We start from the raw sequence: 26,358 nt of genomic DNA on the forward strand, positions 1-26,358 counted from the left end.
AATGGCAGGCAGAAAAGAAAACCTTAAGGCACTTTTTACAAATACTCGCTCGCGGGTCATTATTGTTTTCACAACGATACTGCTGGGCATTGCCGTAGTGATTGGTGTTATCAAGTTTATGGGTGCGGGTTCCGGTGGTCCAGGAGCTTCTGCAGATGTTCCAGGAACACCGGCCATACAATCCATCCCCGGGGCGTTAAATCCTACCGCCCAATATGCAAAGCTGCAGGAATCTCAGAATGTCACTCAGGCCCAGAATGCTTTAAAGACTGGTGGAAGTGCTATTCCAACCTTAATACGCTCACAGCAAATTGGCAGTGGTGTAGGGGGAGTGGGTTTGGCTGGTAATGGGCAAGGCGGCGTTGGATTTTCTACTCTGGCGATGGAAGATGAGGCAGGAGCCCAGCGCGACTTATGGCTTGATGAGCTAAAGAAAGGAAACTGTAATAAGTCCGTAGTACAGAAAGTTGTCAGTGAAGGGGCCAATATCTCTGTTCTCAAGCAGGCATGCTCCTGTATTCAGTTAAAGGCGGATGGGTACCAGTTAGCTGATTTACAACAATCTTGCTCCTGTAAGGAATTGAAAGCGGCAGGGTTTAATGCCCGCCAGTTAAAAGATAACGGCTATACTGCAGGTCAGCTGCGCATTTGTGGCTTTGATGCCTGCGAATTGCGCAATGCAGGTTTTACTGCCCAGCAAATGAAAGATGGCGGATTTACAGATGGTGAGCTAAAAGGCGCGGGTTTTTCTGATGCCGACATTAATAAAGCCAGCGGTTTGCCAGACGGTGTGACGGAGTCGGATATACGCAAAGCGGGTTGTGATGTGAATGCTCTGGAGCGCCTCAGAGCAGCAGGAGTCTCGGCATCAGCTATTCGTCGAACTAATGGTTGCAGTGCCTCACAATTAAAGGCGGCTGGATTCACCGCCCAGGATTTGAGAAATGCAGGTTTTTCGGCCGCTGATTTAAAAAATGCCGGCTTTACGCCCCAGCAGTTAAGACAAGCAGGCTACAGCGCCCGCGATCTCTTAAATGCAGGATATACTCCCGATGAATTGCTTAAAGCAGGATATACCCCGGCTGAAATCGTAGCGGCTGAATCAGAACTTCCTCCAGGAATTACTCCAGAAGATATCAAGACTGCAGGCTGTAATAGTTCTGCCTTGACTAAAGAGCGTTTGGCTGGTGTGAGTGCCAAATTAATCAGGCAATATGCTAACTGCAGTGCGCAGGCTCTGAAAGCTGCTGGCTTTACCAATGATGATTTGGCGAATGCAGGATTTACACCGGATCAGATTCGGGCAGCTGGTGCTTTATCAGATGATGCAATCAAAGCAGCAGGATGTGATCCTGATAAGTTAAAGTCTCTCTATGCTGCGGGAGTTTCAGCTCGTAAAATAAAAGAACTCAACGGCTGTTCAGCCTCCGCTCTAAAAGCGGCTGGTTATGGCGCACAGGCCTTATTGGACGCAGGTTATACTCCACAAGAACTCACTGCCGCCGGATTTTCACCCGATGAAATCCGGGCTGCACAACAAGCATCTGATGCAGCAATTAAAGCTGCAGGGTGTGATCCTGAAAAATTGAAAGCACTTTATGCAGCAGGCGTTTCAGCCAAACGTATTCATGACTTGAATGGATGCTCTGCGGCAGCGCTCAAAGCGGCAGGTTATGATGCCAAATCACTTCTCGAAGCAGGATTCACTCCACAGGACTTGCTCGCCGCTGGATTCACTCCGGAAGAAATAAGACAAGCCCAATTAGCAACTGATGCTGCAATCAGAGCGGCAGGCTGTGATATTAATAAGTTGAGTGAGCTTCGCCAGGCTGGTGTTACAGCGAAACGTATTCACGATCTGAATGGCTGTAGTGCGGCGGTTTTAAAAGATGCAGGATTTGATGCCCGATCACTTTTAGATGCTGGATTTACACCTCAGGATTTGAAAAATGCAGGATTCACAGCAAAACAATTACTGGATGCAGGTCTGACACCACAGCAGTTATTACAAGCAGGCTTTACACCGGATCAATTGAGACAAGCGGGCGTGAGTGCAGCCGATATTATTGCTGCAGGACGAGTGGCCGATTGCAGCCTTGCATCCCTGCAGGCAGCCCATGCCTCAGGTGTTTCGGCGACTGTAATTAAACAGACGCTTGGATGCAGTGCATCCGCTTTAAAGGCTGCCGGCTACAGCGCGGCTGACCTTCGAGCAGCAGGTTTTACTGCTGCTGAGCTCAAAAATGCAGGGTTTAGTGCTGCAGAGTTGAAAGCCGCCGGTTTTACCGCAAAAGAACTTCGAGATGCAGGTTTCTCAGCTGAGGAATTAAAGGCTGCCGGATTTACTGCGGGTCAACTGAAAGAGGCTGGCTACTCAGCTGCCGAGCTAAAGGCCGCTGGCTTTACAGCAAAACAATTGAAAGACGCAGGATATAGTGCCAAACAATTGAAAGATGCTGGTTTCAGCGCTTCCGAATTGAAGGCCGCTGGATTTAGTGCCAAAGAGTTAAAAGATGCAGGGTTTAGTGCCAGTGCATTACGAGCAGCAGGCTTCTCTGCCAAAGATCTGAAAGACGCTGGTTTCACTGCCGAAGAACTTAGAAATGCTGGTTATTCCGCTGCTGCACTTAAAGATGCCGGTTTCTCGGCGGATGATTTAAGAAAAGCAGGATTTAGCGACGCTGAACTTCAGGCAGCAGGAATACAACCTGGGTCAGCGGTTGCAGGCCTTGGCGATAATCAAATTCCGGGGGCTACTTCGGGTGTGCCTGGGGTGCCTGGATTGACCGGTAGTACCAATGCTGCCACAGCAGAAGCAGCAAACTCCAAACAGTTACAGGAAATATTGAATCGACAAAACCAGCAAATGGCAGATCAACGTTATCAGCAACGTATACAGCAAAGAACGTCTGATATGATGAGTGCGGCAACAACCTCAATTCAGAGCTGGTCCAGAGTGTCGGTACAGGCTTATACAGCCAGCAGCATTCCTGAAGAAGAGCCTAAACCAGGTACGGCACTTATCCCTGGCACTCAGACAATTGCCGTAAGCAGTTCCGAGACAACAACTACAGTAGTCCAGACAGCACAAAGACCTGTAATCAAAACAGGAGATATTATATTTGCTGTATTGGATACTGCAGTTAATAGCGATGAGCCTGGTCCAATTCTGGCAACGGTTGTATCTGGAAAACTGAAAGGTTCCAAGCTGATTGGCAGTTTTACCCTGCCCAGCAATTCCGATAAAATGGTAATTAGCTTCAATACCTTATCAATGCCAGGGGTGTCACATACTATTTCAATCAATGCCTTTGCGATTGATCCGAATACTGCACGTACGGCTCTTTCAAGCCGAACTAACCATCATTATCTGCAACGATATGGTTCGCTGTTTGCCTCATCTTTCCTTGAAGGCTTTGGTAATGCGTTCCAGTCAGCAAATACAACTGTGACAGTGGGCGGTACCGGTGGCGGCGATAATATTACTGTACAGAATGGTATTGGACGATCAGCACTGGAGAACGCGGTGATTGGTCTGGCAACAGTAGGAAAATCCTGGGGGCAGGTTGCCCAGCAGCAGTTTAATCGTCCGACAACCGTTGAGGTATGTTCAGGCACTGCAGTGGGTATACTCTTTACTCAAGATGTCACTTTAACAAGCTAAGCAGGGTAGGAAATGGCCGATAATTATCAAGGTAATGATGAGTATGAATTCACTGATCTGGATGCTCTGGAGCCAGAGACTATTGACAGTGATGAATCACAGCAATCGTCAACTGCAACGAAGAAGAAACCTTCTGATATCGGGCAGGCCAATGTGAAGCGAAATGCGCTGATTGCTATTGCCGTGATTGTCGTTGCTATGCTGGGCTACAAATTTTTGGGTTCTTTTTTTACCAGTAAGCCCAAAGCTGTAGACAGTGGCGAACCTCAGGTAAGCACGGCACCCGCCGTAAATACGAACACTACGCCTGTGCAACAGCAGCCAGTGGTGGTTGATCAGGAGCCATCAATTCCAACAACTACGGCGACAACACCGGCTACGACGACAACCACTACGACCAGCACGACAGAGGTGACCCCCGCCTCCAGTGACACGTCTTCTGCGACTGATCCGCAGGTCAATCAGAAGCTTTCAGCTCTTGAATTAAGCCAGCAGAATCTTCGCAGCGAAGTGAATTCTTTAAGTGAGCAGTTAGGTGGTGTTAATACCAGTATTACTGAATTAACGAATAAAATTAACTCCTTAAATCAGATGATCACCTCAATGGCTCAGAAAGTTGAAGATCAATCGAATCAAATTACAGTATTAACCGTGCGCACTCAACCAAAGAAGGTTGTTAAGCAGGTTGTAAGGCAAGCCGTTCCAAGAAATATTTATTATATACAGGCTGTAATTCCTGGACGAGCTTGGTTAATTGGTACAAATGGGTCTACACTTACCGTTAGAGAAGGGACAAATATCGCAGGATATGGGGTTGTCAGGTTAATCGACCCGCATCAGGGACGCATCGTTACAAGTTCAGGTCAGGTTATAAGGTTTAGTCCCCAAGACAGTTGAGGCAGATATGGGTGATGATGGCAGTGGTGGTTTAGTCTCTTGGATAACAAGTAACGCAAGTATTTTAAATAATCTCGCAGCAAATCTGCTCCCGGTTGAGCGGTTGGTGACTGGGGCGGCCTATCTTATAGGCATCGCCTTTGCGTTTAAAGCAATTTACAGTTTAAAGGTGTATGGCGAAGCAAGAACGATGATGTCTAGCAATACGAGTATCAAGGAACCAGCTGTTTATATAATGGTTGCTGCCATTTTGATCTATTTTCCAACTGGTTTGGACATAATGCTCAATACGACATTTGGTTCTTCCAATATTCTGCAATATGCCCCTATGGATAGTCAGAACCAGGCGTTGGATTCATTATTTGGTACAGGTAGTGCCGTAGGACAATCACTTTCCCTGCTGATTCAGGTGATTGGGGTTATTGCATTTGTCAGAGGCTGGGTGTTGATTGCCCGATCCGCCTCGCAGGGGCAACCTCCAGGAGGAACGGGAAAGGGATTAATGCATGTTTTTGGTGGAATCTTAGCCATGAACATTGTAGCAACGCTGGAAATGATTAATAATACATTATATGGTACGAGTTAAACTTAATTGAAATTAAAGGAGAATCACTGTGAAAACGCTGGCTGAAAAAAATACTCTAAATAAGCGGCTATTCGTTTGGTTTGCTTGTTTAGGGTTAATGGTTATGGCGGGGGAAGCCTTTGCATCATCCTCTCTTACTTTAGGGGGAATGGCTTCAAGTATCACAGGCTCCTTTGCCAGCCTGACACGTTTAATAACTGCAGGATCGTATCTTGCGGGTTTGGGATTTTCTATTGGCGCTATCATGAAGTTCAAGCAGCACAAAGATAATCCAACCCAAATCCCTATTGGTACACCGATTGCGCTAGTTCTGATTGCGGCTGCTCTGCTATTCCTGCCAACAATATTGGGAATTGCCGGAGCTACTATGTTTGGCGGCAGCGGTGGACAGACTGCAGGCCCAGGTGGATCTGTGTTCACCAGTGGTTCAGGCTCATAAGAAGACGAAGGGTATTATTTTCAGCGGTTAACCACTGAAAGTAATACCCGCTGTTCATAGAAATTGAAGGTAATAAAAACTTTATGGCTGCCAATCAGGAACGCAATAAATTAAGGCTTGTAGCGAGCCCTGGTGCATGGCGTTTATATTCTGCCAGAAAGGCGGATGAACGCTTTAAAGCGTATGAACAAAAAGTGCTTCTACGCGATCGCTATACCTGCCAGTTCTGCGGATTTCAGGCCAAACTTTTTCAAGAAGTCATCAATATTGATGGCAATTATACGAACAACAAAATTTCCAACATGGTCACTGCCTGCTGTTTTTGTGCTCAGTGCTTTTTCATTGAGTCAGTGGGTGTCGGCGGCTATGGTGGTGGTACGCTTATTTATCTTCCAGAACTTCAGCAATCCGAGTTAAATAGTTTGTGTCATGTCCTTTTTTGCGCGATTACCAACGATACTGGCTATAAAGGCAGCGCACAGAACATATATAGAAGTTTCAAATTCAGATCCCAGGCCGTTGAGGAAAAATTTGGCGAGGGAACCAGTGACCCCTCCATCTTGGGGCAACTGATTATTGATTCTGGTGCCACTTCTCCAGAAATCTCAGAAAAGTTATTTAATAACATACGATTACTTCCATCAAGGGCTAAATTTAGAAGGCAAATAGAACAATGGGCAGCCAGCGCCTTGGAGGAAATGGCTGAAAATACTTAGCCAGTCTTGATTTATCACATCAGCATAAGCATTATTTAACAGGCAGGTTACTAGGAAAAGCTATGGCGAATTGGGCAGATTCATTTTTTGAAGGGGTTGATACTTTTTTTGCTTGGCTAAGCACTTCCCTGAAACAGACTACCGAATCGTATCTGGAATTAGAAACCGCAGATAGTCCTACGGTTTTGGTAAATCATGACGGTACGCTGTTATCGATTTTAAAGATCGAGGGCGTTACCGCTCTGGCTGGCGCAGAAGAGTTTGAGCACCTGGTAGAAGGTTTGAGTAATGCGTTTCAGGGTGCTATGGGACGCCCAGGACATGCCCTTCAGGTTTTGTTTAGCCATGATAAGCAAAATATTCGTAAGGTTATCAAAGATATTTACGGTCCTGCAGAGGGAACGGCACAGCGCTTAAAATTAAATCTTGATGATTTATTCAAAGAAAGAATTGACTACCTGTCGCTTTATTGCGCAGAGGAACGCGTCTATTTTGTGTTGCTCACCCGACCATTCAATCTTCCTTCAGATCAATTGAAAACGGCAAATAAAACCAAACTGAAAATGCTTAGGGATTCCAAAGCGCCGCCTTTTAAGAATTCTCAAACAGTTTATGCCGCTATTCCGGAGTTACGTGATACACATGACGCTTACGTGCGTTCGGTCATGAATGATCTGGACAGCTTACACGTTTTTGCCACATTGCTTAAAGCGCATGATGCGGTGCATGCTATCCGCATGACAGGTGATCCTGATTTTACCAGCGATGACTGGCGTGCAACCCTGCCAGGCGATAAGATTTTTCCTAAGGAAATCAATGACTTCGAGGGCGACGCTTCGGATTTGCTATGGCCGCCATTGTCCAAGCAGGTTCTACCCCGAGATGCGGAAATTCTGGATTTACGTACTGTACAAGTTGGCGATAAAATTTATTCTTCCGTGTTTATTGATCTGTTCCCCAAGGAAATTCGGCCATTTATTACTTTATTTGCCCGAATATTACCTGCTCATATTCCCTGGCGAATCTCTTTTCTGATCGAAAGTGAGGGCCTGGATACTATAAAATTAAAGGGTTTGCTGGCATCGATCCTAAGCTTTTCATCTGCACAGAACCGATTGATCAGTGACTCGGTAAACCTGTTGAAATATTTGCAGTTGAACACCGATGATGCCATCGTCAGATTAAGGGTAGTTGCAACGACCTGGGCAAAAGAAAACGAGATGGCTCTTCTTAGGCGCCGGAGTTCTGAATTGGTTAAGGCGATTCAGGGTTGGGGTTCTACAGAGGTTTCGGAGGTATGCGGTGATGCCTTTGCTGGTTTTGTTTCCAGTATGCTGGCAGCGACCACACGAAGCACTGCCGTTCCTTCAGTTGCACCATTGACTGATGTCATCAGTATGCTGCCGATAACCAGGCCTGCATCACCCTGGAGTACTGGGGCATTATTGTTTCGTTCACCTGATGGCAAGCCCTGGCCATTTCAACCGGGTTCAACCCAGCAAACGACCTGGATTGACCTCGTCTATGCACGTCCTGGATCAGGTAAGTCAGTTTTATCGAATGCGCTGAATCTTGCCCTTTGTCTTTCAGGTGGATTAACCCGTCTGCCACGAATTGCGATTATTGATATTGGGCCATCCAGCAGCGGTCTGATTTCTCTTTTGAGAGAGGCATTACCTGCCTCGCAGAGACATTTGGTAGCTTATCATCGCCTTCGTATGACTCCTGAGTATTCGATTAATCCCTTTGATACTCAATTAGGCTGTCGTTATCCCACAGCTCTGGAGCGCTCGTTCCTGGTTAACTTTTTAACCTTATTGACTACTCCTTTGGGAGCAACTAAACCTTATGATGCCATGCCAGATTTGGCGGGTATGGTTGTTGACGAGCTTTATAAAAGCTTTGCAGATGAGTTTAATCCAACTCCTTATGCGCCTGGAGTTGAAGAATTTATTGATTCCATTTTAGAAGAAATCGGCTTTGTCCGCGATTCCAAATCAACCTGGTGGGAGGTCACGGATGCCCTGTATTCGGCAGGCTTCGTACATGAAGCGATGCTGGCGCAGCGGTACGCGATGCCTCTCCTTGCTGATGCCGCTTCAATTTGTCGAACTCCGTCTATTGAAGATTTGTATGAGCGGGTTGTCGCACCTACCGGGGAATCATTAATTAGTGCATTTTCCCGTATGATCTCGGCCGCTGTACGTGAATATTCTATTCTGTCGAGAGTTACCAGTTTCGATATCGGTGATGCCCGCGTGGTTTCTCTCGACCTCGATGAAGTGGCGAAAAGTGGGGGAGATGCTGCCGATCGACAAACATCGGTTATGTATATGCTGGCTCGTTATGTGTTGGCCCGGCACTATTATCTGACAGAAGAAAGCATGGGAACAGTGCCTGATCAATACAAGGAATACCATAAAGAGCGTGTATTGGAAATTCGCGAAGATCCCAAGCGAATTGTCTATGACGAGTTCCATCGTACCGCGAAATCTTCTGCCGTGCGTGATCAGGTGATTGTCGATATGCGGGAAGGAAGAAAGTGGAAGGTTCAGATTTCATTACTTTCTCAATCCGTTGATGACTTTGACCCAGTGATGATTGATTTCGCTACTGCAATTTATATTATGGATGCAGGACCCTCGCAAGCGGTTGAAAAAACCAGCCAGATCTTCGGTTTAACTAATACGGCCAAAATTGCCTTGCGTACCCGGGTTCATGGACCCAGACAGGGTGGGGCTACTTTTCTGGTGCAATATGCGACTAAAACCGGGGTGAACGTTCAATTGTTAACACTGACCCTTGGCCCGATAGAGCTTTGGGCATTTAGTACTACTGCCGAAGATGCGGCAGTTCGTAATCAATTGTATCGCCATATAGGCCCTTCTGAAGCCAGGCGTTTTCTTGCTGCCTTGTTCCCTAATGGCTCTGTTGCAAAAGAAGTAGAAAATCGCCTGATCCTGATGAAATCTGAGGTAGGTCTCATTGAAGAAGATGCGAAAGAGAGTGTCATTGAGCAGTTGGTTAATGATTTGCTGAATGCCTATGCTAAAGATCCGAATATGAAGAGTCTTCCAGGGAAAATAGCATAATCAGTGCTTTCATTCATAAAATATTTTCCTCTGGATGGGAGCGTTGTTGTATAGTTGTTGTATAAATGAAGATGCGTTCCCAAACCGTCTTTGCGAGTGTCAGCGAAGCAATCTAGTGTTCCTTTGTTTATGGCTCGATCTGGATTGCTTCACTGCGTTCGCAAAGACAGCAGGTTAGGTGTTGCTCTATTAATGTAATAATGACCTCAGGGAAGTTAGGGAGAGGTATATCTTATAAATGCCATCTATGCTATCTATTGCCGAGGCTGAGCGCCAAAATTTATTTTCACGACTTGAAGCGACTGGTTTTATCTTTCATAGAGAATCAGATACCGACAATCTATGTCAGAATCATGAGTATTGTTTTTTAGCCAGAAGCGAGCAGGCACTTTATTACCAGAAAGCACTTGCTGCATTTAAAAACGAAAGCCCGAAATCAGAGCCCTACAGCGTTCAGCACAGACAGTTTGGTCTTTTGAATGCTGTTAAAAGAGATACAGCGGAGCAAGACAGACAACAGGTTAATATTTACGATTGTGCTGCGCCTTAAAGGCGCTTCTCCCCGTATTTGGAAATTATCCCTTTGCAATATCCTTTTTCAGACTAAATCCAGTTAAAATGCCTGGGCTGAAGGGGTTAATCTGATTTTGAGTTTTTAACAGGTAACGTCCTGAATTGCCATTGACTTCAAATAAAATCTGCAGGCTGCTGCTGTCATTGCTGTCAACGAGCACATTCACCTTTTGCAACATTTTAAAAAAGGCCCAGGTGCCAGATTCTTCCAATTCGTAATGATTCCCTTCGATAGAGTTCAAGCTAAGCTTGGCGCCGCGTTGAGGCCAGGTAAACTCGGTATCTGATTCACTGTTCTGGTTGTCAGATAAAGAGGTTTCACCAATGGTTAGCTGGAAATTGGATACTACAGGATCAAGATTTATTTTTTGCAGGGAAAAATCAATTCGACTGGTTTCTGAATCGTCCGGAAAGAACATGTTGCTAATAACGTTTGCCCTGATTAATTCATTAATCAGATCCGTTGAAACAGGCATCATATAACCATTTAATTCTTTGGGTTGCCATTGGGCATGGCTCGTATCAAGAAATGGTTTCAAATAATGGGTGACGAAACTATTTAAAGTGCCATGCGGTGAAAAGAAGTGGTCAAAATCTTCCAGTCCAATTTCTTCCTTCTCAGCTGGATCCAGTGGATAGCGTTTGGCAATAGAGTTTTTATAGACGTTATAAACTCGCTTGTTCCATTGTTTATTCAGGAAGTCTCGACTTTCGTTAATAAAAATGAACCAGGTATCGTCTGCAATTTGTTTAGCCCAGCTGGCAATCGGTTCTGGCAGCTGACGCGAACGGTTATACAGCGAACTGAGCGGATCAGTCAGTGTATCTCCGCGAAAACGAGCCTGGGTGAGATCGAAAACGGTTTGTCCCTGATCATTGACTAATGACAGCGTGGTCAGAAATTTTTCCAGTTCGCTGACATTTACGGTTAATTCTTGCGCTGCAGAGCTGGTCATCAGGTTTAAGCCAGTAAACTGGCTTGCAATCTTCTGATTGAAGAGACTGGAATTTTCCGCAGCTTCCGGACTGGTTTGTTGCTGGATTAATTGAACCAGACGTCGAATGGAATCAGACTGTTGCAATGTCTGCGTCAATTGTCTGGCTTGCTGATAGCCTTGATAATGCTGTGGACGCGTACGCCTTGTAAAGTTTAGCCACCAATTGCTGTAGTCAAAGCAGTAAGCCTGTTCAAGCTGAGCTTGCAGGTTATCCAGATCCTGACGTGCAAGTACCCAGTTTTCTTTTTGCAGGGTCGCAGTAATCTGCGGCAGCAAATTGCTTACTTCGCCAAACCCGGTTTTGGTGAAGTAATCGGGTACTTCTTTGGCCGCCAAATCAAAGCCTTCCACGTTAATTGATGTTTTTCCTTGTGGAAACTGTGCTTTGGCTAATGAGTAATAAAGATAGGCTGCGGGCAAGGCGTTGAGATAATTGCGCGCATCGCTGACAATCTGCTGATTGATTGCAAGAGCCTGTCTGGGCTGTTTTAAAGCATTATGCAGCAAGAGAAGCTGCTTATCATTATAAAAAGCGGCATTGGTAGCTTTCCAATAATTACTAAACCAGTCTGTTACTTCGGCTTCGGAGAAATGCTCCGGCTCACCCAGCATTAAATAAATTTTCAAGGCCTGATAGCGAGCCAGTTGCGTTTGAGATGGATTGGATATCACATCTTCCAGAGCGGCTAGCACATCGGGTAAAAAGTTGTTATGCAGCTTGTTGAGTGTACTGCTATGCAATTGAACTTTAAGCTGCTCGAGAACAGGGTGAGAAACAAAGCTTGAAGGAATCAGGTTCAGTTTGGTTTCCGCTTGCGATAAATGATATAAGGCTGTAGCAAGATCTTTATTTTGACTGCTTAGTGTTTCATAGGCCAGAAGCTCTTTACTGGCATCATCAAGCAGCTGGGATGTCTGGCTGTATTGATACCATAGACCTGTCAGGAATACGGTTACCAGCGCAGTAGTTCCAAGGGCTGCAATTTTATGACTTCTGGTTAAGCTTGGGTTCAGCTTTTTCGTTTGATCCTGGAATGCCCTGATTGGACCTTCAATAAAGTAAGCACGATAATTGGTGGATTGCGGATATTTATCAGGAATGGTCAGGGCATATTCATGCTGAATTCGCTGGTTTAAACGATCGACAGACAGGCCTCCTTGTTCAGCACTGGTAAAATAGACGGCCTGGACTCGAAATTCTTTTGCTATCAATTGCTGAATCAAGGTTTGCACTGGAATACGCAAACTGGCTAACTGCAAGGGAAATTCGCGGATTAAAGTTCGTTTGACACTTGAGCGGGCAGGATGCAGTTTGTTAATGGTTTCCTGACTTAAAACCTCAATCATGCGATCGAACTGAAGGCGGTATTGTTCAATAAGCTTTTTCGACTGCATGCTGTGATCGAGAGAAAAGCCCAGGGGTTTATTTAAATCCTGAACGTGTTCTGATTGGAAGAACTCACAAAAACCGGCTAGTGTATCTAATTTGGTAAAAATGACGGCCAGTTCAGTCTGATAGCCCAATGCTTTGCTAAAGCGTTCAAGAAGATGGGCATGCGATTTACATTGATTGGCAATTTGAACCGGTTCAGCCATCAGCAGATCACGACTATCTACACACAATAGAATGCCGCTGATACGGAGGCCGCGATGACAGCGGTTGAGTTGTTTTAAGTTGTGGTGAAGAAGATTGTCTGTCTCATGAAGCCAGGTTTCACCCAATTCTAAAATAATGCCGTTATTATTGTAGAAAAAATTGGCACCGTTTAACTCATCCACAGGGTGATGATTTAGTTGAGCCTGCTTGAGCAAGGTGGTTTTACCCTGATGGCTTTTTCCAATAACCAGCAAAAAGGATAAAGGAGTGGATTGAGGTTTTAAGAGATTAATAATTTTTTTAAGTGCGTCACATAACGCTTGCAAGGATCTGTCCATTAGTTTTCCAGTTTCGCCGTAGCGGTATGACCAAATTGAACCAATTTGGCTTTATTTTCGACTAGTAGATAACTGAGTCCATAACCAGCTACTAAAATACATAAGGAGATAATGGCAACGACTATAAATGGTTTATTATTATTTACGCTGCGTTCCGGCTTTTTATGTTCTTTAAACAAACGGTAAGGCTTATTGACCCGGTATTGTTTAATGAGTTGGAATAATTCCTCAATCAGATTATCCAGGACTTGCCGACCATCGGTACGGCAGTGTTGTTTGCCTTCAAATCCGGTTATCAGGCAGTAATAGGCCAGTTCAATCAGATCCAGGTATTGATTGGGCCTTTCCTTAATATGATTAACAATGTCGAAAAAGCGCTCCTCTGGCCCAATTCCGTTATGAGAAAGCGGAGTGAACGCCTGAAACTCAGCAGGAACTCCATATAATCTGAGATAACTTTTTCCCAGGATTTCATCGATGGTTGCACAAAGTAAATAATGAGCAATGGCATTCAATTCATCAGAGTAGGCCTTCCCATGCAGACGGCTATCAAAAGCAAGCAGTTCATGCTCAACATTTTCACGAAGATCAGCAATAGGAGGAAGTGATGGGCTTATACATAATCGCTCTAATAAAGACAATACTGGTCCTGCCGCAGCTACTAAAGGGTTAGTAGTGAAGGGGGCAATAAATAATTTGGAGCGATAATAGCCATGAGCAGGTAAAGGTTTGCCCATAATCGATAAATTGCTGACAAGTGAGGCCGAAATTGACTCAGCTGTCATATTCTGACTCCAACTTACTTCTCAAGTTAATGAGGATAAAATTAATCAAGCAGCGTGATACACCTGAGCTATCTGCTTAATACAGAAAGTGTATCGATAATACGTGATCTCGGGTACCTTGTCGATAATACATAAAAGATTAATTTTCTTCTGTAAACAGATGATGAAAATATCTGTCAATCCAGTCTTCACCGAGAAATTCAATAGCATCTTCAAGAAAATCAGCCAGCTCGTCTGCTGTAAGCTGGTGCGCTTCATGAGGAGTCTCCATGTCATGATGAAAATATTCCCCCCAATAGCGTTCACAAAATTCGCAATAATCTCGCGTATTCAGGATAAAAAAATGCCAGAGATCGTCCAATTGTAATAATGGGCCAAAGAGATAAGTCGGTTTACCCTGGCCTTTGCGATACTGGGTAAGCCACATCCAGCCGAGTAAATCCTTCCATAATTGCTGACATTGCTGAAATGATAAGCTGGGATTGTTTGAAGCATAATGCCTGAGAATGCGCTCATTGTAAGCGCCAAGCACTGTGCGTAACGGTAAAAGGGAACTCATCGAAAACGACAGCAGCTTTTTCGCCAATCCTTATTGTTAGTGATCGCGGTGACAATCCGGCAGATTTTTTCTTGTTTTGTCATCATTTATCTCCTATCTCTTAATGAGGTGGTTTTAAGATAAAACTCATGTCAGATAATTTGAACATCAAATTAGCCATAAATCAACCAGTCTTATCGATTGATTTTATCTATCGAAGCGATAAAAACGTTTTATTTTACTAATCGATTGAACTCAACTACATTTAGGATAGACAACAGAAGGAGAGAAAAATGATTACTGTAGGCAACCGATTCCCCCCATTCCAGTTAAAAGCGACTGTCAGCAATGAAATTAAAGAGGCGTTTACCACCATTAATAATGAAAGTTTTGGCGGTAAATGGCTGGTAGTTTTCTTTTGGCCTAAAGATTTTACCTTTGTATGCCCCACGGAAATTTCCGCATTTGGAAAACTGCAAGCTGAATTTGCAGATCGCGATGCGCAAATTCTGGGTGTAAGTATTGACAGTGAATTTGTTCATCTGGCCTGGAGAAAACAGCACCCGGATTTACATGACTTGCCTTTTCCAATGCTTGCAGATATCAAACGCGAATTAAGCGGCAGCCTCGGCATACTTGACGAGCAGGAAGGTGTTGCGCAGCGAGCCACTTTCATTGTAGATCCGCAGGGGATAACCCGCTTTGTAATGGTTACTGATTTAAATGTTGGACGTAATCCTCAGGAAGTATTACGTGTTCTTGATGCCTTGCAGACAGATGAACTTTGTCCTTGTAACTGGAAGAAAGGCGAAGAAACTATCCATATTCAGGAGTGATATCATGCTGACAGCTCTAACTGAACGTTTACCGGAAGTTGCAAAAGATGTCAGACTCAATTTGGGTAAGGTATTGGATTTGGATCAAACCGATGGCTTGACCGCGTCGCAGGTGGCTGGTTGTGCATTGGCTGTTGCCTATCACTTAGGCGATCAGTTACTGATTGAAGAGTTTGAAACATTAAACAATGATCCCGCATTGGTCAATGCGGCAAAGCTCGCTGCCAGCCTAATGGCGATAAGTAATATTTATTATCGTTTTACTCATTTAAGTGAACAGCCGGAATTAACCCAGATTCCTGCCGGTTTGCGAATGCAGGGCATGGCCAATCCTGGAGTGGACAAGCTAAGTTTTGAAATGATGTGTCTTGCTGTATCTGTATTAAATGGCTGTGGTGCCTGTATGAGTGCGCATAGCCGTCAGTTAGTACAGCACGGAGTGCCTGCAACGGCCCTGGCAAGAATAGGGCGTATTGCCGCAGTCACTCATGCTGCTCATGTAAGTCTTAGACTATAGTTGTGGCTATGTGCAAACTGTGTCATTCCCGCGCAGGCGGGAATCTATTTCTATGATGGCACTGAGCAAATCATTGATGGATTTCCGCCTGCGCGGAAATGACAGAGTTTTTCACGTGAAAGGAAATCAAATACATAGCAAGCAGTGACTATTTAATAACGCCGCATCCCAGGCGTGAACCGCCTCCACCCAGAGGCGGATTATCGCTATAGTTATCACCGCCGGCATGAATCATCAAAGCGAGATTTTTAAGATCGCTGGTTTTTAAACGGGGGGCTAATAAAGGCGTACTTGCCTTTCCATCTTCCAACACAAATAAGACTGGTAGATCACCCAGATGTCCATTTCCATAAGGCCCTTTATGCTGGTTGGTCTTCTGCGGATCAAAATGGCCGCCTGCTGCCATACCGGCTTCACTGCAATCGGCGTTTTGATGCAAATGGAAACCGTGGGCGCCGGCGGGAAGATTATTTAACAAGGGAATAATCAGTAAACCATATTCAGTATCTTTAAAGCTAACCTGACCTAATGGTTTATTTTGATCCGTGGTATAGACTGTGGTCGTAATTTCCTGAGCACACAGAGCCGGGTTTATAAAAAAGCAGAGAGAGAGGGAAGCTAATGCTTTCTTCATTCATGTTCTCCAGTGCAGTAATCAATCTTGTTATTGTTTAACCAGTTCAACTGTAAATAATGGTGTATCTACGACCATATAGCAATTGTTATACTCATCACATTTCAAATGGACGGTTTTATCTTCCTGATTTTTAAAATGAAATTCGTTTGCAGCACAAATGAAGGAAAACGACTGGACGGTGATGTTGTTTCCATCATTACTGAAATAAAGCGTTGCGGTATAATCATCCTTGCTTGTTTGTTGAAAGGTGACTAGATCAAAATGCTCGCAGCCATTGAAGGGATCACAGCTGCTGTGATCTTTGATATGTGTTGCTGCATGCCATTTGCCAGGTAATTTATTGCAATAATCATAGGGAGACTGACTCGCCTGACCGGCGAAGCTTGTGAAGGCAAGTAGTGAAAAGGTTGCTAGAAGTGTCTTCATATTATCTCCTTATACATGGAAAAATCCGGTTAGCGGCCGATTCTAAACTAATGAAGAAAAAATAGCGAGGCGGGGGGATGCCCGCTTATTAATTTAAGCGTTGAAAAAGCAATGGTCTTGATAAATGTTGAACAATGGTCCCTCGTATCATACCTGTATTAAACCATAGGCTTTGCTAATCTAAGTAGAGTAATCTTAATTCAATCAAATTGTCTCAACGTCATCCTGAACGGAGTGAAGGATCTCCTGAAGCTGGCTCAGCTCTAAGCAGTTGGAGATCCTTTGCTACGCTCAGGATGACATGCCCGGGGAGTTACAAAAATAGTTTTCATTGGAAGGATCATAAGCCAATTTTCACTTGTCTGATAAATACTTTAATCAGTGTCGTATACTTATATAAAACACTAATAATGGATTGTGTAATTGACCCAGCCACCACTTCGCACATTACTGGCGCGTCAGGGAATTTATGATAAAACCAGTTCCGTTTTTGCCTATGAACTGCTATATCGTAATAGTGAGATACAGAATCAGACGTTTGCATTGAGTGCCGTCCCGGGTGAATTGGCGACTTATTCCGTTTTATTGGATTTATTTACCAATCTTAATGTGGAGGCCATTGTCGGCAGTAAACGGGCATTTATTAACTTTACTCATTTACATCTTGTTCAACAAATTCCTGCTCTGCTCCCTAAAAATAAAATCGTGATTGAAGTGCTTGAAACAGTAGCTATTAATCAGGAGTTAATATTAAGTTTAATCAGCTTAAAAAAGCAGGGATATCAAATTGCTCTGGATGATTTTATCTTCAGGGAGGAGCTTATTCCTCTGATTCAAATCGCCGACATTATTAAAATTGACGTTCTTAATCTCAATCGCGAGCAAATAGTTGCCCAGCTTTCCAGTCTTCATTCATTTAATGGCCAATTACTTGCTGAGAAAATTGAAACAAAGAATCAATTTGATATTTGCCTTAGTCTCGGGTTTGAGCTTTTTCAAGGTTTTTTTCTCGATAAACCTCAATCCCTGAAAGGGCAGGCGATCAGCGAAAATAAAATGCAGATTCTGCGATTATTAGCTGAAATAAATGATGAGGATGTAGCAGTTGAAAGGGTTGAAGAAATTATTCTGCAAATTCCAAAATTAAGTTATCGGATTCTTCGTTTAGCGAACTCTGCGTCGATTTATAGCAGCCGGAAAATCGAGTCGCTAATGGATGCTATCACTAAACTAGGTTTAAAACAGATTAGTCACTGGCTTAGTTTGTTATTACTGGCAAGTCATGACGAAATGGCAACAGATTTATTGGAAAGAACCTTAATTCGCGCCAAAATGTGTGAATTATTATCGCGGGCAATGAATTATCAAAATCCCCATCAAGCCTATACAGTGGGACTGCTCTCAACCCTGGATGGAATATTAAATGAACCGATGACTTCGCTTCTTGAAAAAATGGGGCTAAGTGAATCCCTAAATGAAGCGTTGTTAAATTATGAAGGAATATTGGGTAAAATTCTTAAATTTACAATCGATTATGAGCAAGCCAATTTTAAGGAACTGGAAAGCATCCCTGTCGCGAATGATGTCCTTATCAAGTCCTATCTGGAAGGGATAGAGTATGCAGATTATATAATGTCGCTAATTTATCATCCTGAACGGTAGCGCTAGCGAGGATGGATAAAGGGGTTTGGCTGAAATGAAGCGGCTGCAGTTCGCATATACTCCTTTACAGTTTCACCTAAAACACTATCTTTAGCTGCTTCAATTTCTGGTTTGCTCATCCCGGTGAAGATGTCCCTGTCATTGTCAATATTCTCTAATATTTTCCCGACACTGGCTTTTTTGACCGATGGAAGAATGCCAAATCTGAAAAAGAAAAGCGTACTGTGTTTTTTGTCGCCGGAAGCGGTGCGATCACTATAAATATCATGCAGTTTTTTTAATTTTTCATAGGCGATTGAATGATCAAAATCAGCTGCCTGCAAGTGATTTCTTAGAGTAGTTTGGTTAATGGGCTGGTTGTTTCTAATGATGTCACCCAGTATGGGGATCGTGCTAACTACATGAAACCCGCAATCAGTGGAGTTAAGGAATGCCTGTTTTTCAGTGTAAATTCGCGAAACTTCCGCATGAGATCTTCCGCTGGGCGAGCTTTTGCTATCGATAATACAGGTCTTGGAAACCTTGTCATGGCAGGTGTATTCAATAACGATATGGTCTTCACGTAAACCGCTCTCAACTCGAGGGGAAATCATATGAACTGGTTTGTTGGGATGCAAGGATTTAATGTGGTTAAGAATTTCGTCCAATTCTTCTTTTTTAAAATTAGTGACGTAAGTGCCTTTTTTAGCTACAGAATGATGAACAGAGACTGCGGTGGTTATAATAATATGGTTTTTATTTTCTTCTACCCAGTATTTTTTTGGATCAAAACCACTGCCGTTAGGTTTGTAAATATAGCCCTTAATATTTTCTCTCGAAAAAAACTCAAAATCGATTTCATCAGAGGCTGCAATAAATTCTGAAGGAGATCTTGAACCGAAAAGATGGTGCAGACGGATCTCTACATCCGACGCGCCCAGTTGCAAATTTGTGCTGCTCATAGAACTGTCTTTTTAATCAGTGTATATATAAATTATAACGCTGTTCCATTAACAAAATATTAAACCTGTTTTCAGTGATTTTGCAGGGACTGCTGGATCCTCGAACAAAAATAAGTCATCTATATAAGTTTCAGTCTTGATGCGCTTCGTTTATAGGATACACTGTCAAAATGGAATAAAAGTTTTATAATCATAATTTTACTATCTAGGTGAGTATTCATGGAACTGAAAATTACTAACGCCCCTTTTGCGGCATTGTTTCAGCCGCTCGATTTAGGGTTCACTCAATTAAAAAACCGGCTGCTGATGGGTTCCATGCATACAGGCCTCGAGGAAGATAAAGAGGGATTGCAGCGTCTTGCCGCTTTTTATCGTGAGAGAGCATTGGGAGGGGCAGGGCTTATCGTCACCGGCGGGATTGCACCGAACCGCTCAGGCCGTCTGGCCCCTTTTGCCGCAAAGCTTAGCAATAATAAGGAGGTTCAGCGGCATGAACTGATTACCCAAACTGTGCACGAAGCGGGTGGAAAAATTGCATTGCAGATTTTACATGCCGGACGCTACGGCTATCATCCTTTCAATGTCGCTCCTAGCGGCATCAAATCACCGATTAGCCCGTTTAGACCTTGGGAAATGAGCAAGGGCAGAATTCTTAAAACGATTAAGCACTTTGCCCGCTGTGCAAAATTGGCCCAAGAGGCTGGTTATGATGGCGTTGAAATCATGGGTAGCGAAGGATATCTTATTAACCAGTTTATCGTGACCCATACCAACCAGCGTCAGGATGAATGGGGCGGCTCTTTCAATAACCGTATTCGTTTTCCGGTTGAAATCGTTAAGAGCGTTCGCGAGGCCGTTGGTGAACGGTTCATCATTATTTATCGCTTGTCGATGCTGGATTTAATTGCAGATGGAAGCAGCTGGGAGGAGGTTGTTTTATTGGCGAAAGCCATTGAAGCAGCAGGGGCAAGTCTTATCAATACAGGAATCGGCTGGCATGAAGCACGTATTCCCACAATTGCCACAATGGTTCCCCCCGCAGTGTTTACCCGTGTCACACAGCGCCTGAAGCCTGAAATCAGTATTCCGGTGATTACTTCAAACCGTATTAATACCCCTGAGAAAGCGAATCAGCTCCTGGAAGCCGGGGTTGCTGACATGATCTCAATGGCGCGTCCTTTTCTTGCAGATCCTCTTTTTGCTGAAAAAGCCCGTTTGGGTGAAAGTGAGGCAATTAATGTTTGTATCGCCTGTAATCAGGCTTGCCTGGATCGGGTATTTGTTAATAAAACAGCCTCCTGCCTGGTGAATCCAAGAGCCTGTAATGAAACAGAATTAGTCTATCAGGCTACATCCAATCCTAAAAAAATTGCGGTAGTTGGAGCGGGTCCCGCTGGGTTGGCATTTGCGGCTACAGCAGCTGAACGGGGTCATCATGTGACCCTCTTTGAAAAGGGGAATGAACTTGGGGGGCAGTTTAATCTGGCAAAACGAGTTCCTGGTAAAGAGGAGTTTCAACATACCATTGATTATTTCACTCAGCAGCTTGAAAAATACAAGGTAAACATCAAACTGAATACCGCAGGACATCCCGGGCTTTTGGAATCTTTCGATGAGATCGTTATTGCAACAGGAATTAAGCCCCGTGTTCCCGATATTCCAGGTATCGATCATCCGAAAGTGATGAGTTACATCGATGTGATCAGAGAGAGGAAAATTCCAGGTGAACGAGTGGCGATTATTGGCGCTGGTGGTATTGGTTTTGATGTCGCGGAATTTCTAACCCATGAACATCATGGCCCTGATGCTGATAGTTTTCTCAATGAATGGGGTATTGATCTGGAAGGAGAGCATCGGGGGGGGATCAAACCAGCCTCTGTAAGTAAAAGTCCGCGAAAGGTTTATCTCCTGCAGCGCAAAAAAGAAAAGCTTGGTAAAAATCTGGGGAAAACGACGGGATGGATTCATCGCCTTAGCCTGAAACATAAACAGGTCAAGATGTTATCCGGGGTCCAATATCAGCGAATTGATGATCAGGGACTGCATATTCTTATCGATGATAAACCTGAATGCCTCGAGGTTGATTCAGTGGTGATTTGTGCAGGGCAGACTGAATTAAAGGATTTATATGAGCCATTAAAGGAAGGGGGGCAGTCTGTCCATTTAATTGGTGGTGCGTTCAAAGCCTTAGAGCTGGATGCTCGTCATGCCATTGATCAGGCCTGTCGTCTCGCTGCTTTATTATAATCAGGATACGGAGAGTTAAATGGATTTTAGTCTGTTGGAGCAACGACTGCTGCTGATTGAAAAAAGACTGGGGCAAATAGAGACTCTTCTCCATCTGCCCGCTTCCGAAGAGGTTTCTGGCGAAACGGTTACCAGTGAGCAGAGAACAAATGAGCCTTCCAAGCCGCCTAAGCAAGGAAATTGGCTTGGATTAGTGGCAACACTGTGTTTTGTCCTCGCTGCAGGCTTTATCATCAAACTCTCCATTGAATCTGGCTGGTTAACGCCAGAGCGGCAAATCGGCCTGGCTTTTTTATTCGGCGCACTTCTGATTGGCTCTGGTTTTGTGTTTATCGCTATTGATAAATACTATGCCAGTCTGCTTCCGGCGGCGGGAATTATTGTTTTATATCTAAGCAATTTTGCCGCGCATCGTCTTTATTTTCTAATTTCATTTGAAACTGCGATTGTATTAACCAGTTTAATCTCCATTCTTTGTATTACGCTTTATTTAAGATTCAGACATGATATCTACTCTATTATTGCTGCAATAGGCTCCTATTTAGCACCGGTTGTTTTAAACATTAATGCTAACACGCTGTTCTCATTATATTATTTCTTAATTTGTTCGCTTACTTATGCGACCATATCCATTTGGGTGGAATCCCGAATTCTGATTGTGATTGCAGCCTATTTATCTATTTTGGTCACTGGCTTAACTGGTCTTGGCTTAGAAATGGATAGCACTATCGCCATCTTCCTGGCACTGCATTTTCTTGTTTTCGCGATTGGAACGTATTTATACTCAAAATATGGCGCAGAGCCGTTGACAGAACGGGAGTCCTGGGCTTTTTTTCCGGTTCTGCTAATATTTTATTCCATGGAGTATTTTTACATCGACAGAGCCTATCCGGGTTTGGCTCCCTGGGTTTCTATAGGATTTTCTGCGATTCTCTGCAGTCTTTATCTTTCTGCCAGGCAGTGGTTTCCAGATAGGGCTATCAGTTCAAGAGCTTTAGTTTTAGCATTTTCCACCATCGTTTTTTTCCATTCATTTTATCTTGAGCTTTTGCCTGATGCGTTCAAACCCTGGCTTTTCGTGGCGATTATAGTAGGAATCGCCTTTCTTCCTGTCAGGCTATTGGGCCAACAGCGGGATGGTGCTTTTTATCTTCCATCGCTTGCCATTTTTTTAATCCTGGTTATTGAATATTGCAGTATGCTGATGCATCTGTTAAATAACAGCACTTACTCATGGGTGCTGGTCTCTTTTGCGTCATTTGCAAGTCTGTGGTTATTAATCACCCGACATCGCAGCAGTTTGATTCATAAAAAAGAATATGGGCTGAGCTTGTTAGTTGCTGCGCATCTACTTGGAGTCAGCGCCTTATATCAGTTCTTCCACGAAGTCAGCTCGTTGGCCGTATCGGCTTCCTGGCTATTATATGCTGTGTGCGTCATTGCTTATGCCTATTTTCGTCAGGATAAAACAATGGCTAAATCGGCTTTGTTAATTTTAAGTGTTGCCGCTGGAAAGGCTCTCCTGTACGACACGGCATCGACGCCCACAGTAGTTCGCATTTTATGCCTTATTTTAACAGGAGCTGTTTTGTACGGTTGCGGTCTTTTAATGAAACGCATTGCAAGCTGGCAGGATAATTGACAGAAATTTCCTCTTCCTGGCTGGGAGGGGGGCAATTTAAACCCCTCTCTCTAACTCTCACTGCCATTAAGTTAAGCTCAATTGTATATTAAACTGTCATCCCCGCGAAAGGCGGGGATCCATCTCTGAGCAAGCCACAATGCCGACTGAGGAATAGATTCCCGCATTTCGCGGGAATGACAGAAGTCCTTAACTTAATGGCAGTGTCTCAAACTCTTTCCCCTGAGGGGAGAGAGGATTACAGTTAATTACTCATCACTATTGGAACTATTATATCCCAATTTCGCAGAGGATACGGGCGTCTCTTCCTCTTCTTTCGTTTTCAGAGGTTTAAGGAAAGTGATTGATCCAGCGTCCTTGATGGATGGGCTTTTAGCCTGCTCAGCCATCTTTTTCGCTTCGGAGAGAAACTCTCTCATTAAAGTCAATTTGTTGTTAAAATCATTCTCCAGCTGGGGATACTCTGCTTTTCTTCCTTCAAAAAGTTGGGTGACCTTTTCCAGAGAGGCTAGAGGGTCTAATCGCCCATTTGCATCCAGAAATTCATTGAACTCTGAAGCAATCTCGGCCTCAATTTTGATAAACTCTCTATGTGCATAAATTTTTGCTAATACCAGCGTATTGAAATTATTTGCGAGCATTTCAGCCAACTCGGCATTGTCTTTAGCAAATTCACTTACCAGTGTTTCTCGCAAAGCAGATAAACCTTCAAAATGTTGCCCTTGGGAATGATAGCGAGATATTAAGGGTCTATGCTTGAATTTCTCCAGACATTCTGCTTCGAATGGATAATAAAAAGCTCCCTGAGCGCGTGTATAGGCATAAATGCCGGCGCCATACAGCCAGTCAGTGATTTTTTCGACATCCACTGCGGATTGTTTCAATGAGTTGATAAAAAGACGCATTTCTGTTTCATATACAGAAAATGTGGAAAATTTAGACATAAGCAACATCCTTAAAAAAAGTATTAATCCCTTTAAATCAATTAAGGTAATTTTCGCAGTTGTAATGAAGAACTGCGGTCGGATTGTAGTGGATTATATTAGCTTAGTCACTTTATATTCTGGACTACAGATATTGCCTGGCATAGCGCTCATAGATTTTTTTCGACAGGAATACTTCCATCAAATCCGCGTCAATTTTCCCTTCAGTTTTCATTTGATTGAGGATTTTGAGGGCTTCTTCCAGGGGTATTGCTTTTTTATAAGGCCTGTCACTCGCTGTGAGCGCTTCAAAAATATCTGCGAGAGCAATAATACGTGCTTGTATAGGAAGCTGTTCTTTGGTTAATCCGCGAGGATAGCCGGTGCCATCGAGTTTTTCGTGATGTCCGCCTGCATAGAGTGGAACATTCCGCAGATTTTTAGGGTAGGGTAAAGACTCCAGCATTTTAATAGTGACTTTGACATGATTGTTGATAATCTCTCTTTCTTGCGAAGACAGAGTGCCGCGGCGAATTGACAGCATCTTCTTTTCAGTTCCGGAAAGGAGATCTTCTTTCTGTCCGTGTGAGGAAGTCCATTGATGCTGAGCTATTTTCTTCATGGCCTCGATGTCTTCATCCGGGGTGAACTCTTTTCCCTGATTCATTTTTTCAATTAAATTGCGCTCCTGATGTAAGATACTCAGTTGTTCCTGCAATTGGTTATCCTGAGATAAATCAAATTCTGTTCCGGTTAATTCCTGAATTTTGGCTTGCAAGGAAGCGATGATGGCATCACGCTGCAATACTTCAAATCGTGTGTTAATCAATTTAATCCCATCGATGATCGTTTCAAGTTTGGTTGCTTTATCAACTACTGCTTCAGGGATTGAAATTTTACCGCAATCATGAAGCCAGGCTGCGACCTCCAGCTCGTACATTTCCTCTTCTGTCATGCTGAAGTGTTTCAATGGACCATAATCCATTTCACAGGCGGCTTCAGCAATCATGCGGGTAATGACAGGTACACGCCGGCAATGACCTCCTGTATAAGGTGACTTTTCGTCAATTGCTTTGGCAATCAGCTGTATTAATGAATCAAAAAGCTCTTTTTGTGCCTGAATCAACCTTTGGTTGGTAATGGTAATAGCGGCTTGTGAGGCCAGAGATTCAACCATTTGCTGATTTAACTTTGAAAACGAGCTGATTTTTTTTGTTTCAGGATTAATGGCGTTAATTAATTGAAGCACCCCAATGACCTCATTAAGATGATTGGTCATTGGAACTACAAAAAATGATTGAGAATGATAATTCATTTGCTGGTCGAATTGCTTGGTTCCTGATAGCTTAAACTGCGTATTTTTGTACGCGTCTTCAATATGAATCGTTTTTTTACTAATGGCAGCCCAGGGAGCCAGCATATTATTATTGGCTTCGCCCTGCTCGTTGTATAAAGGCAGATCGTCAAGTTTATTCTGGTTTTGACTGGTTCCACCCAGATGAAGTTTAAGTGATTTATTAATCAGGATCTCAAATCTGAGTTTTTGATCATCAGTGCATGTATACAAAGTTCCGCCATCGGCATTGGTGATTTCCTGGGCTTTCATCAGAATCGATTCCAGCAGCAGAATATGATTTTTTTCAGCAGAAAGGGCAGTTCCAATATCAGTCAGCACTTTCAGTAAATGAGAAAAATCAGAAGCAGTGACGTGCATAAATATTACACAGTTGTGATTTGATCAGATTATAGTCTAAACAATGACTGTCATTGTCTGCTGAGCTTGTTCTGGTCGAGCTCAGCAATAATTTCCTCAACGGCTTGTTCAGCGGTTTGTGTGGCAGTATCAATGGTTAGCTGTTTGTTTTCCCAGTGTTCATAATCTCTGTCGAGAACTTCCCGCCAGGTGGGTGGTGTTAAGCCCTGAATGTCTGTTTTTCTTGTTTCAACGCGTTCTTTGTGGATGGTTTCATCCGAGCAGATGATTTCAATTTCTAGATAGGGCTTATTCATTTCTCTTGCAGTTTTACGGTAGGCCGCCCTTGTAATTTCAATAGGATTCACAGAGTCGCAAACCACCGTTAAGCCAATTTCCAGATTATCTTTCGCAATGGCGTAAGCCGTCATATAGCCTTCAGCGATGACATTTATCCCGCCCTGGCTGCTGAACTGGGATGCATTTTTTATTGCCTGCTCAATGCTGTCGATGCGTAAATAAACAGCTCCTATTGTTTTGGCCAATTGTCTGGCAATGGTACTTTTACCTGTACCCGGTAAACCGCCCAGTATGATTAGCATGATGTAGTC

The 26,358-nt window shown here is 43.7% G+C and carries 21 protein-coding genes; 12 read left to right on the forward strand and 9 right to left on the reverse strand.

All coding sequences use genetic code 11. The features are described 5' to 3' along the window. The first annotated feature begins 1 nt into the window (after position 1). The 7 genes from dotG to B1207_RS10230 all read left to right on the forward strand — a co-directional run bounded on the left by dotG (position 2) and on the right by B1207_RS10230 (position 9,944). Positions 2 to 3,664 carry a type IVB secretion system protein DotG/IcmE gene (gene dotG, locus B1207_RS10200; protein ID WP_112219874.1) on the forward strand — a complete coding sequence of 1,221 codons (3,663 nt, stop codon included), beginning with the start codon at positions 2 to 4 and terminating at the stop codon, positions 3,662 to 3,664. A gap of 12 nt (positions 3,665 to 3,676) precedes the next feature. After that, positions 3,677 to 4,561, forward strand: a complete 885-nt coding sequence (gene icmG / locus B1207_RS10205) for a type IVB secretion system protein IcmG/DotF (RefSeq protein WP_112219875.1) — start codon at positions 3,677 to 3,679, stop codon at positions 4,559 to 4,561. A gap of 7 nt (positions 4,562 to 4,568) precedes the next feature. Continuing rightward, positions 4,569 to 5,147, forward strand: a complete 579-nt coding sequence (locus tag B1207_RS10210; protein WP_058508966.1) for a hypothetical protein — start codon at positions 4,569 to 4,571, stop codon at positions 5,145 to 5,147. 97 nt (positions 5,148 to 5,244) lie between these two features. Next, on the forward strand, positions 5,245 to 5,586 hold the full coding sequence (locus B1207_RS10215; RefSeq protein WP_233013017.1) for a type IV secretion protein IcmD: 342 nt from the start codon (positions 5,245 to 5,247) through the stop codon (positions 5,584 to 5,586). An 83-nt stretch (positions 5,587 to 5,669) separates the two neighbouring features. Next, on the forward strand, positions 5,670 to 6,302 hold the full coding sequence (icmJ, locus tag B1207_RS10220) for a type IVB secretion system protein IcmJDotN (RefSeq protein ID WP_112219877.1): 633 nt from the start codon (positions 5,670 to 5,672) through the stop codon (positions 6,300 to 6,302). Positions 6,303 to 6,364: 62 nt separating this feature from the next. After that, a complete protein-coding gene (locus B1207_RS10225) occupies positions 6,365 to 9,394 on the forward strand; it encodes a type IV secretion protein IcmB (RefSeq protein WP_112219878.1) in 3,030 nt (1,009 codons plus the stop codon). Between the two features lie 238 nt (positions 9,395 to 9,632). Continuing rightward, positions 9,633 to 9,944 carry a hypothetical protein gene (locus tag B1207_RS10230; protein ID WP_146740060.1) on the forward strand — a complete coding sequence of 104 codons (312 nt, stop codon included), beginning with the start codon at positions 9,633 to 9,635 and terminating at the stop codon, positions 9,942 to 9,944. 25 nt (positions 9,945 to 9,969) lie between these two features. On the opposite strand, the gene icmF is transcribed toward B1207_RS10230, so the two are convergent. The 3 genes from icmF to B1207_RS10245 all read right to left on the reverse strand — a co-directional run bounded on the left by icmF (position 9,970) and on the right by B1207_RS10245 (position 14,244). Further along, positions 9,970 to 12,900: a type IVB secretion system protein IcmF gene (gene icmF / locus B1207_RS10235; RefSeq protein WP_112219880.1), complete on the reverse strand. Its 2,931-nt coding sequence runs from the start codon at positions 12,898 to 12,900 to the stop codon at positions 9,970 to 9,972. Then, positions 12,900 to 13,685 carry a type IVB secretion system protein IcmH/DotU gene (icmH, locus tag B1207_RS10240; RefSeq protein WP_112219881.1) on the reverse strand — a complete coding sequence of 262 codons (786 nt, stop codon included), beginning with the start codon at positions 13,683 to 13,685 and terminating at the stop codon, positions 12,900 to 12,902. The genes icmF and icmH overlap by 1 nt, the downstream gene beginning before the upstream one ends. A gap of 139 nt (positions 13,686 to 13,824) precedes the next feature. Further along, the gene (locus B1207_RS10245; RefSeq protein WP_253255836.1) at positions 13,825 to 14,244 is read right to left on the reverse strand and encodes a hypothetical protein; all 420 of its coding nucleotides are present in this window, start codon (positions 14,242 to 14,244) and stop codon (positions 13,825 to 13,827) included. A gap of 272 nt (positions 14,245 to 14,516) precedes the next feature. Here B1207_RS10245 and B1207_RS10250 point away from each other — a divergent pair, with 272 nt between their 5' ends. Both B1207_RS10250 and B1207_RS10255 read left to right on the forward strand, forming a co-directional pair. Next, positions 14,517 to 15,059, forward strand: a complete 543-nt coding sequence (locus B1207_RS10250; RefSeq protein WP_058508972.1) for a peroxiredoxin — start codon at positions 14,517 to 14,519, stop codon at positions 15,057 to 15,059. 4 nt (positions 15,060 to 15,063) lie between these two features. Then, on the forward strand, positions 15,064 to 15,576 hold the full coding sequence (locus B1207_RS10255) for a carboxymuconolactone decarboxylase family protein (RefSeq protein WP_112219882.1): 513 nt from the start codon (positions 15,064 to 15,066) through the stop codon (positions 15,574 to 15,576). 148 nt (positions 15,577 to 15,724) lie between these two features. Here the strand turns inward: B1207_RS10255 and B1207_RS10260 are convergent, their stop codons facing one another. Next, positions 15,725 to 16,210: a superoxide dismutase family protein gene (locus B1207_RS10260; RefSeq protein ID WP_112219883.1), complete on the reverse strand. Its 486-nt coding sequence runs from the start codon at positions 16,208 to 16,210 to the stop codon at positions 15,725 to 15,727. 30 nt (positions 16,211 to 16,240) lie between these two features. Further along, positions 16,241 to 16,639, reverse strand: coding sequence for a hypothetical protein (locus B1207_RS10265; protein WP_112219884.1), 399 nt, complete (start codon positions 16,637 to 16,639; stop codon positions 16,241 to 16,243). A 423-nt stretch (positions 16,640 to 17,062) separates the two neighbouring features. Here B1207_RS10265 and B1207_RS10270 point away from each other — a divergent pair, with 423 nt between their 5' ends. Further along, entirely contained in the window at positions 17,063 to 18,301 is a 1,239-nt protein-coding gene (locus tag B1207_RS10270; RefSeq protein ID WP_112219885.1) for an EAL and HDOD domain-containing protein, read from the forward strand. Positions 18,302 to 18,303: 2 nt separating this feature from the next. On the opposite strand, the gene B1207_RS10275 is transcribed toward B1207_RS10270, so the two are convergent. Beyond that, on the reverse strand, positions 18,304 to 19,242 hold the full coding sequence (locus B1207_RS10275) for a hypothetical protein (RefSeq protein WP_112219886.1): 939 nt from the start codon (positions 19,240 to 19,242) through the stop codon (positions 18,304 to 18,306). Positions 19,243 to 19,461: 219 nt separating this feature from the next. On the opposite strand from B1207_RS10275, the gene B1207_RS10280 reads away from it, so the two are divergent. Both B1207_RS10280 and B1207_RS10285 read left to right on the forward strand, forming a co-directional pair. Then, complete coding sequence (locus tag B1207_RS10280) at positions 19,462 to 21,489, forward strand: NADPH-dependent 2,4-dienoyl-CoA reductase (RefSeq protein ID WP_112219887.1); 2,028 nt, start codon at positions 19,462 to 19,464, stop codon at positions 21,487 to 21,489. Positions 21,490 to 21,508: 19 nt separating this feature from the next. After that, complete coding sequence (locus B1207_RS10285; protein WP_112219888.1) at positions 21,509 to 23,131, forward strand: DUF2339 domain-containing protein; 1,623 nt, start codon at positions 21,509 to 21,511, stop codon at positions 23,129 to 23,131. A gap of 248 nt (positions 23,132 to 23,379) precedes the next feature. On the opposite strand, the gene B1207_RS10290 is transcribed toward B1207_RS10285, so the two are convergent. From B1207_RS10290 to B1207_RS10300, 3 genes are all read right to left on the reverse strand, one after another. Next, positions 23,380 to 24,075, reverse strand: coding sequence for a hypothetical protein (locus B1207_RS10290; RefSeq protein ID WP_112219889.1), 696 nt, complete (start codon positions 24,073 to 24,075; stop codon positions 23,380 to 23,382). A gap of 124 nt (positions 24,076 to 24,199) precedes the next feature. Beyond that, positions 24,200 to 25,768 (reverse strand): HD family phosphohydrolase, encoded by a 1,569-nt coding sequence (locus tag B1207_RS10295; protein ID WP_112219890.1) that lies wholly within the window; start codon positions 25,766 to 25,768, stop codon positions 24,200 to 24,202. A 50-nt stretch (positions 25,769 to 25,818) separates the two neighbouring features. Next, positions 25,819 to 26,349: an AAA family ATPase gene (locus B1207_RS10300; RefSeq protein ID WP_112219891.1), complete on the reverse strand. Its 531-nt coding sequence runs from the start codon at positions 26,347 to 26,349 to the stop codon at positions 25,819 to 25,821. Positions 26,350 to 26,358 lie beyond the last annotated feature (9 nt).

It is taken from the genome of Legionella quinlivanii (assembly GCF_003265995.1).
GTDB classification, from domain to species: Bacteria; Pseudomonadota; Gammaproteobacteria; order Legionellales; family Legionellaceae; genus Legionella_C; species Legionella_C quinlivanii_A.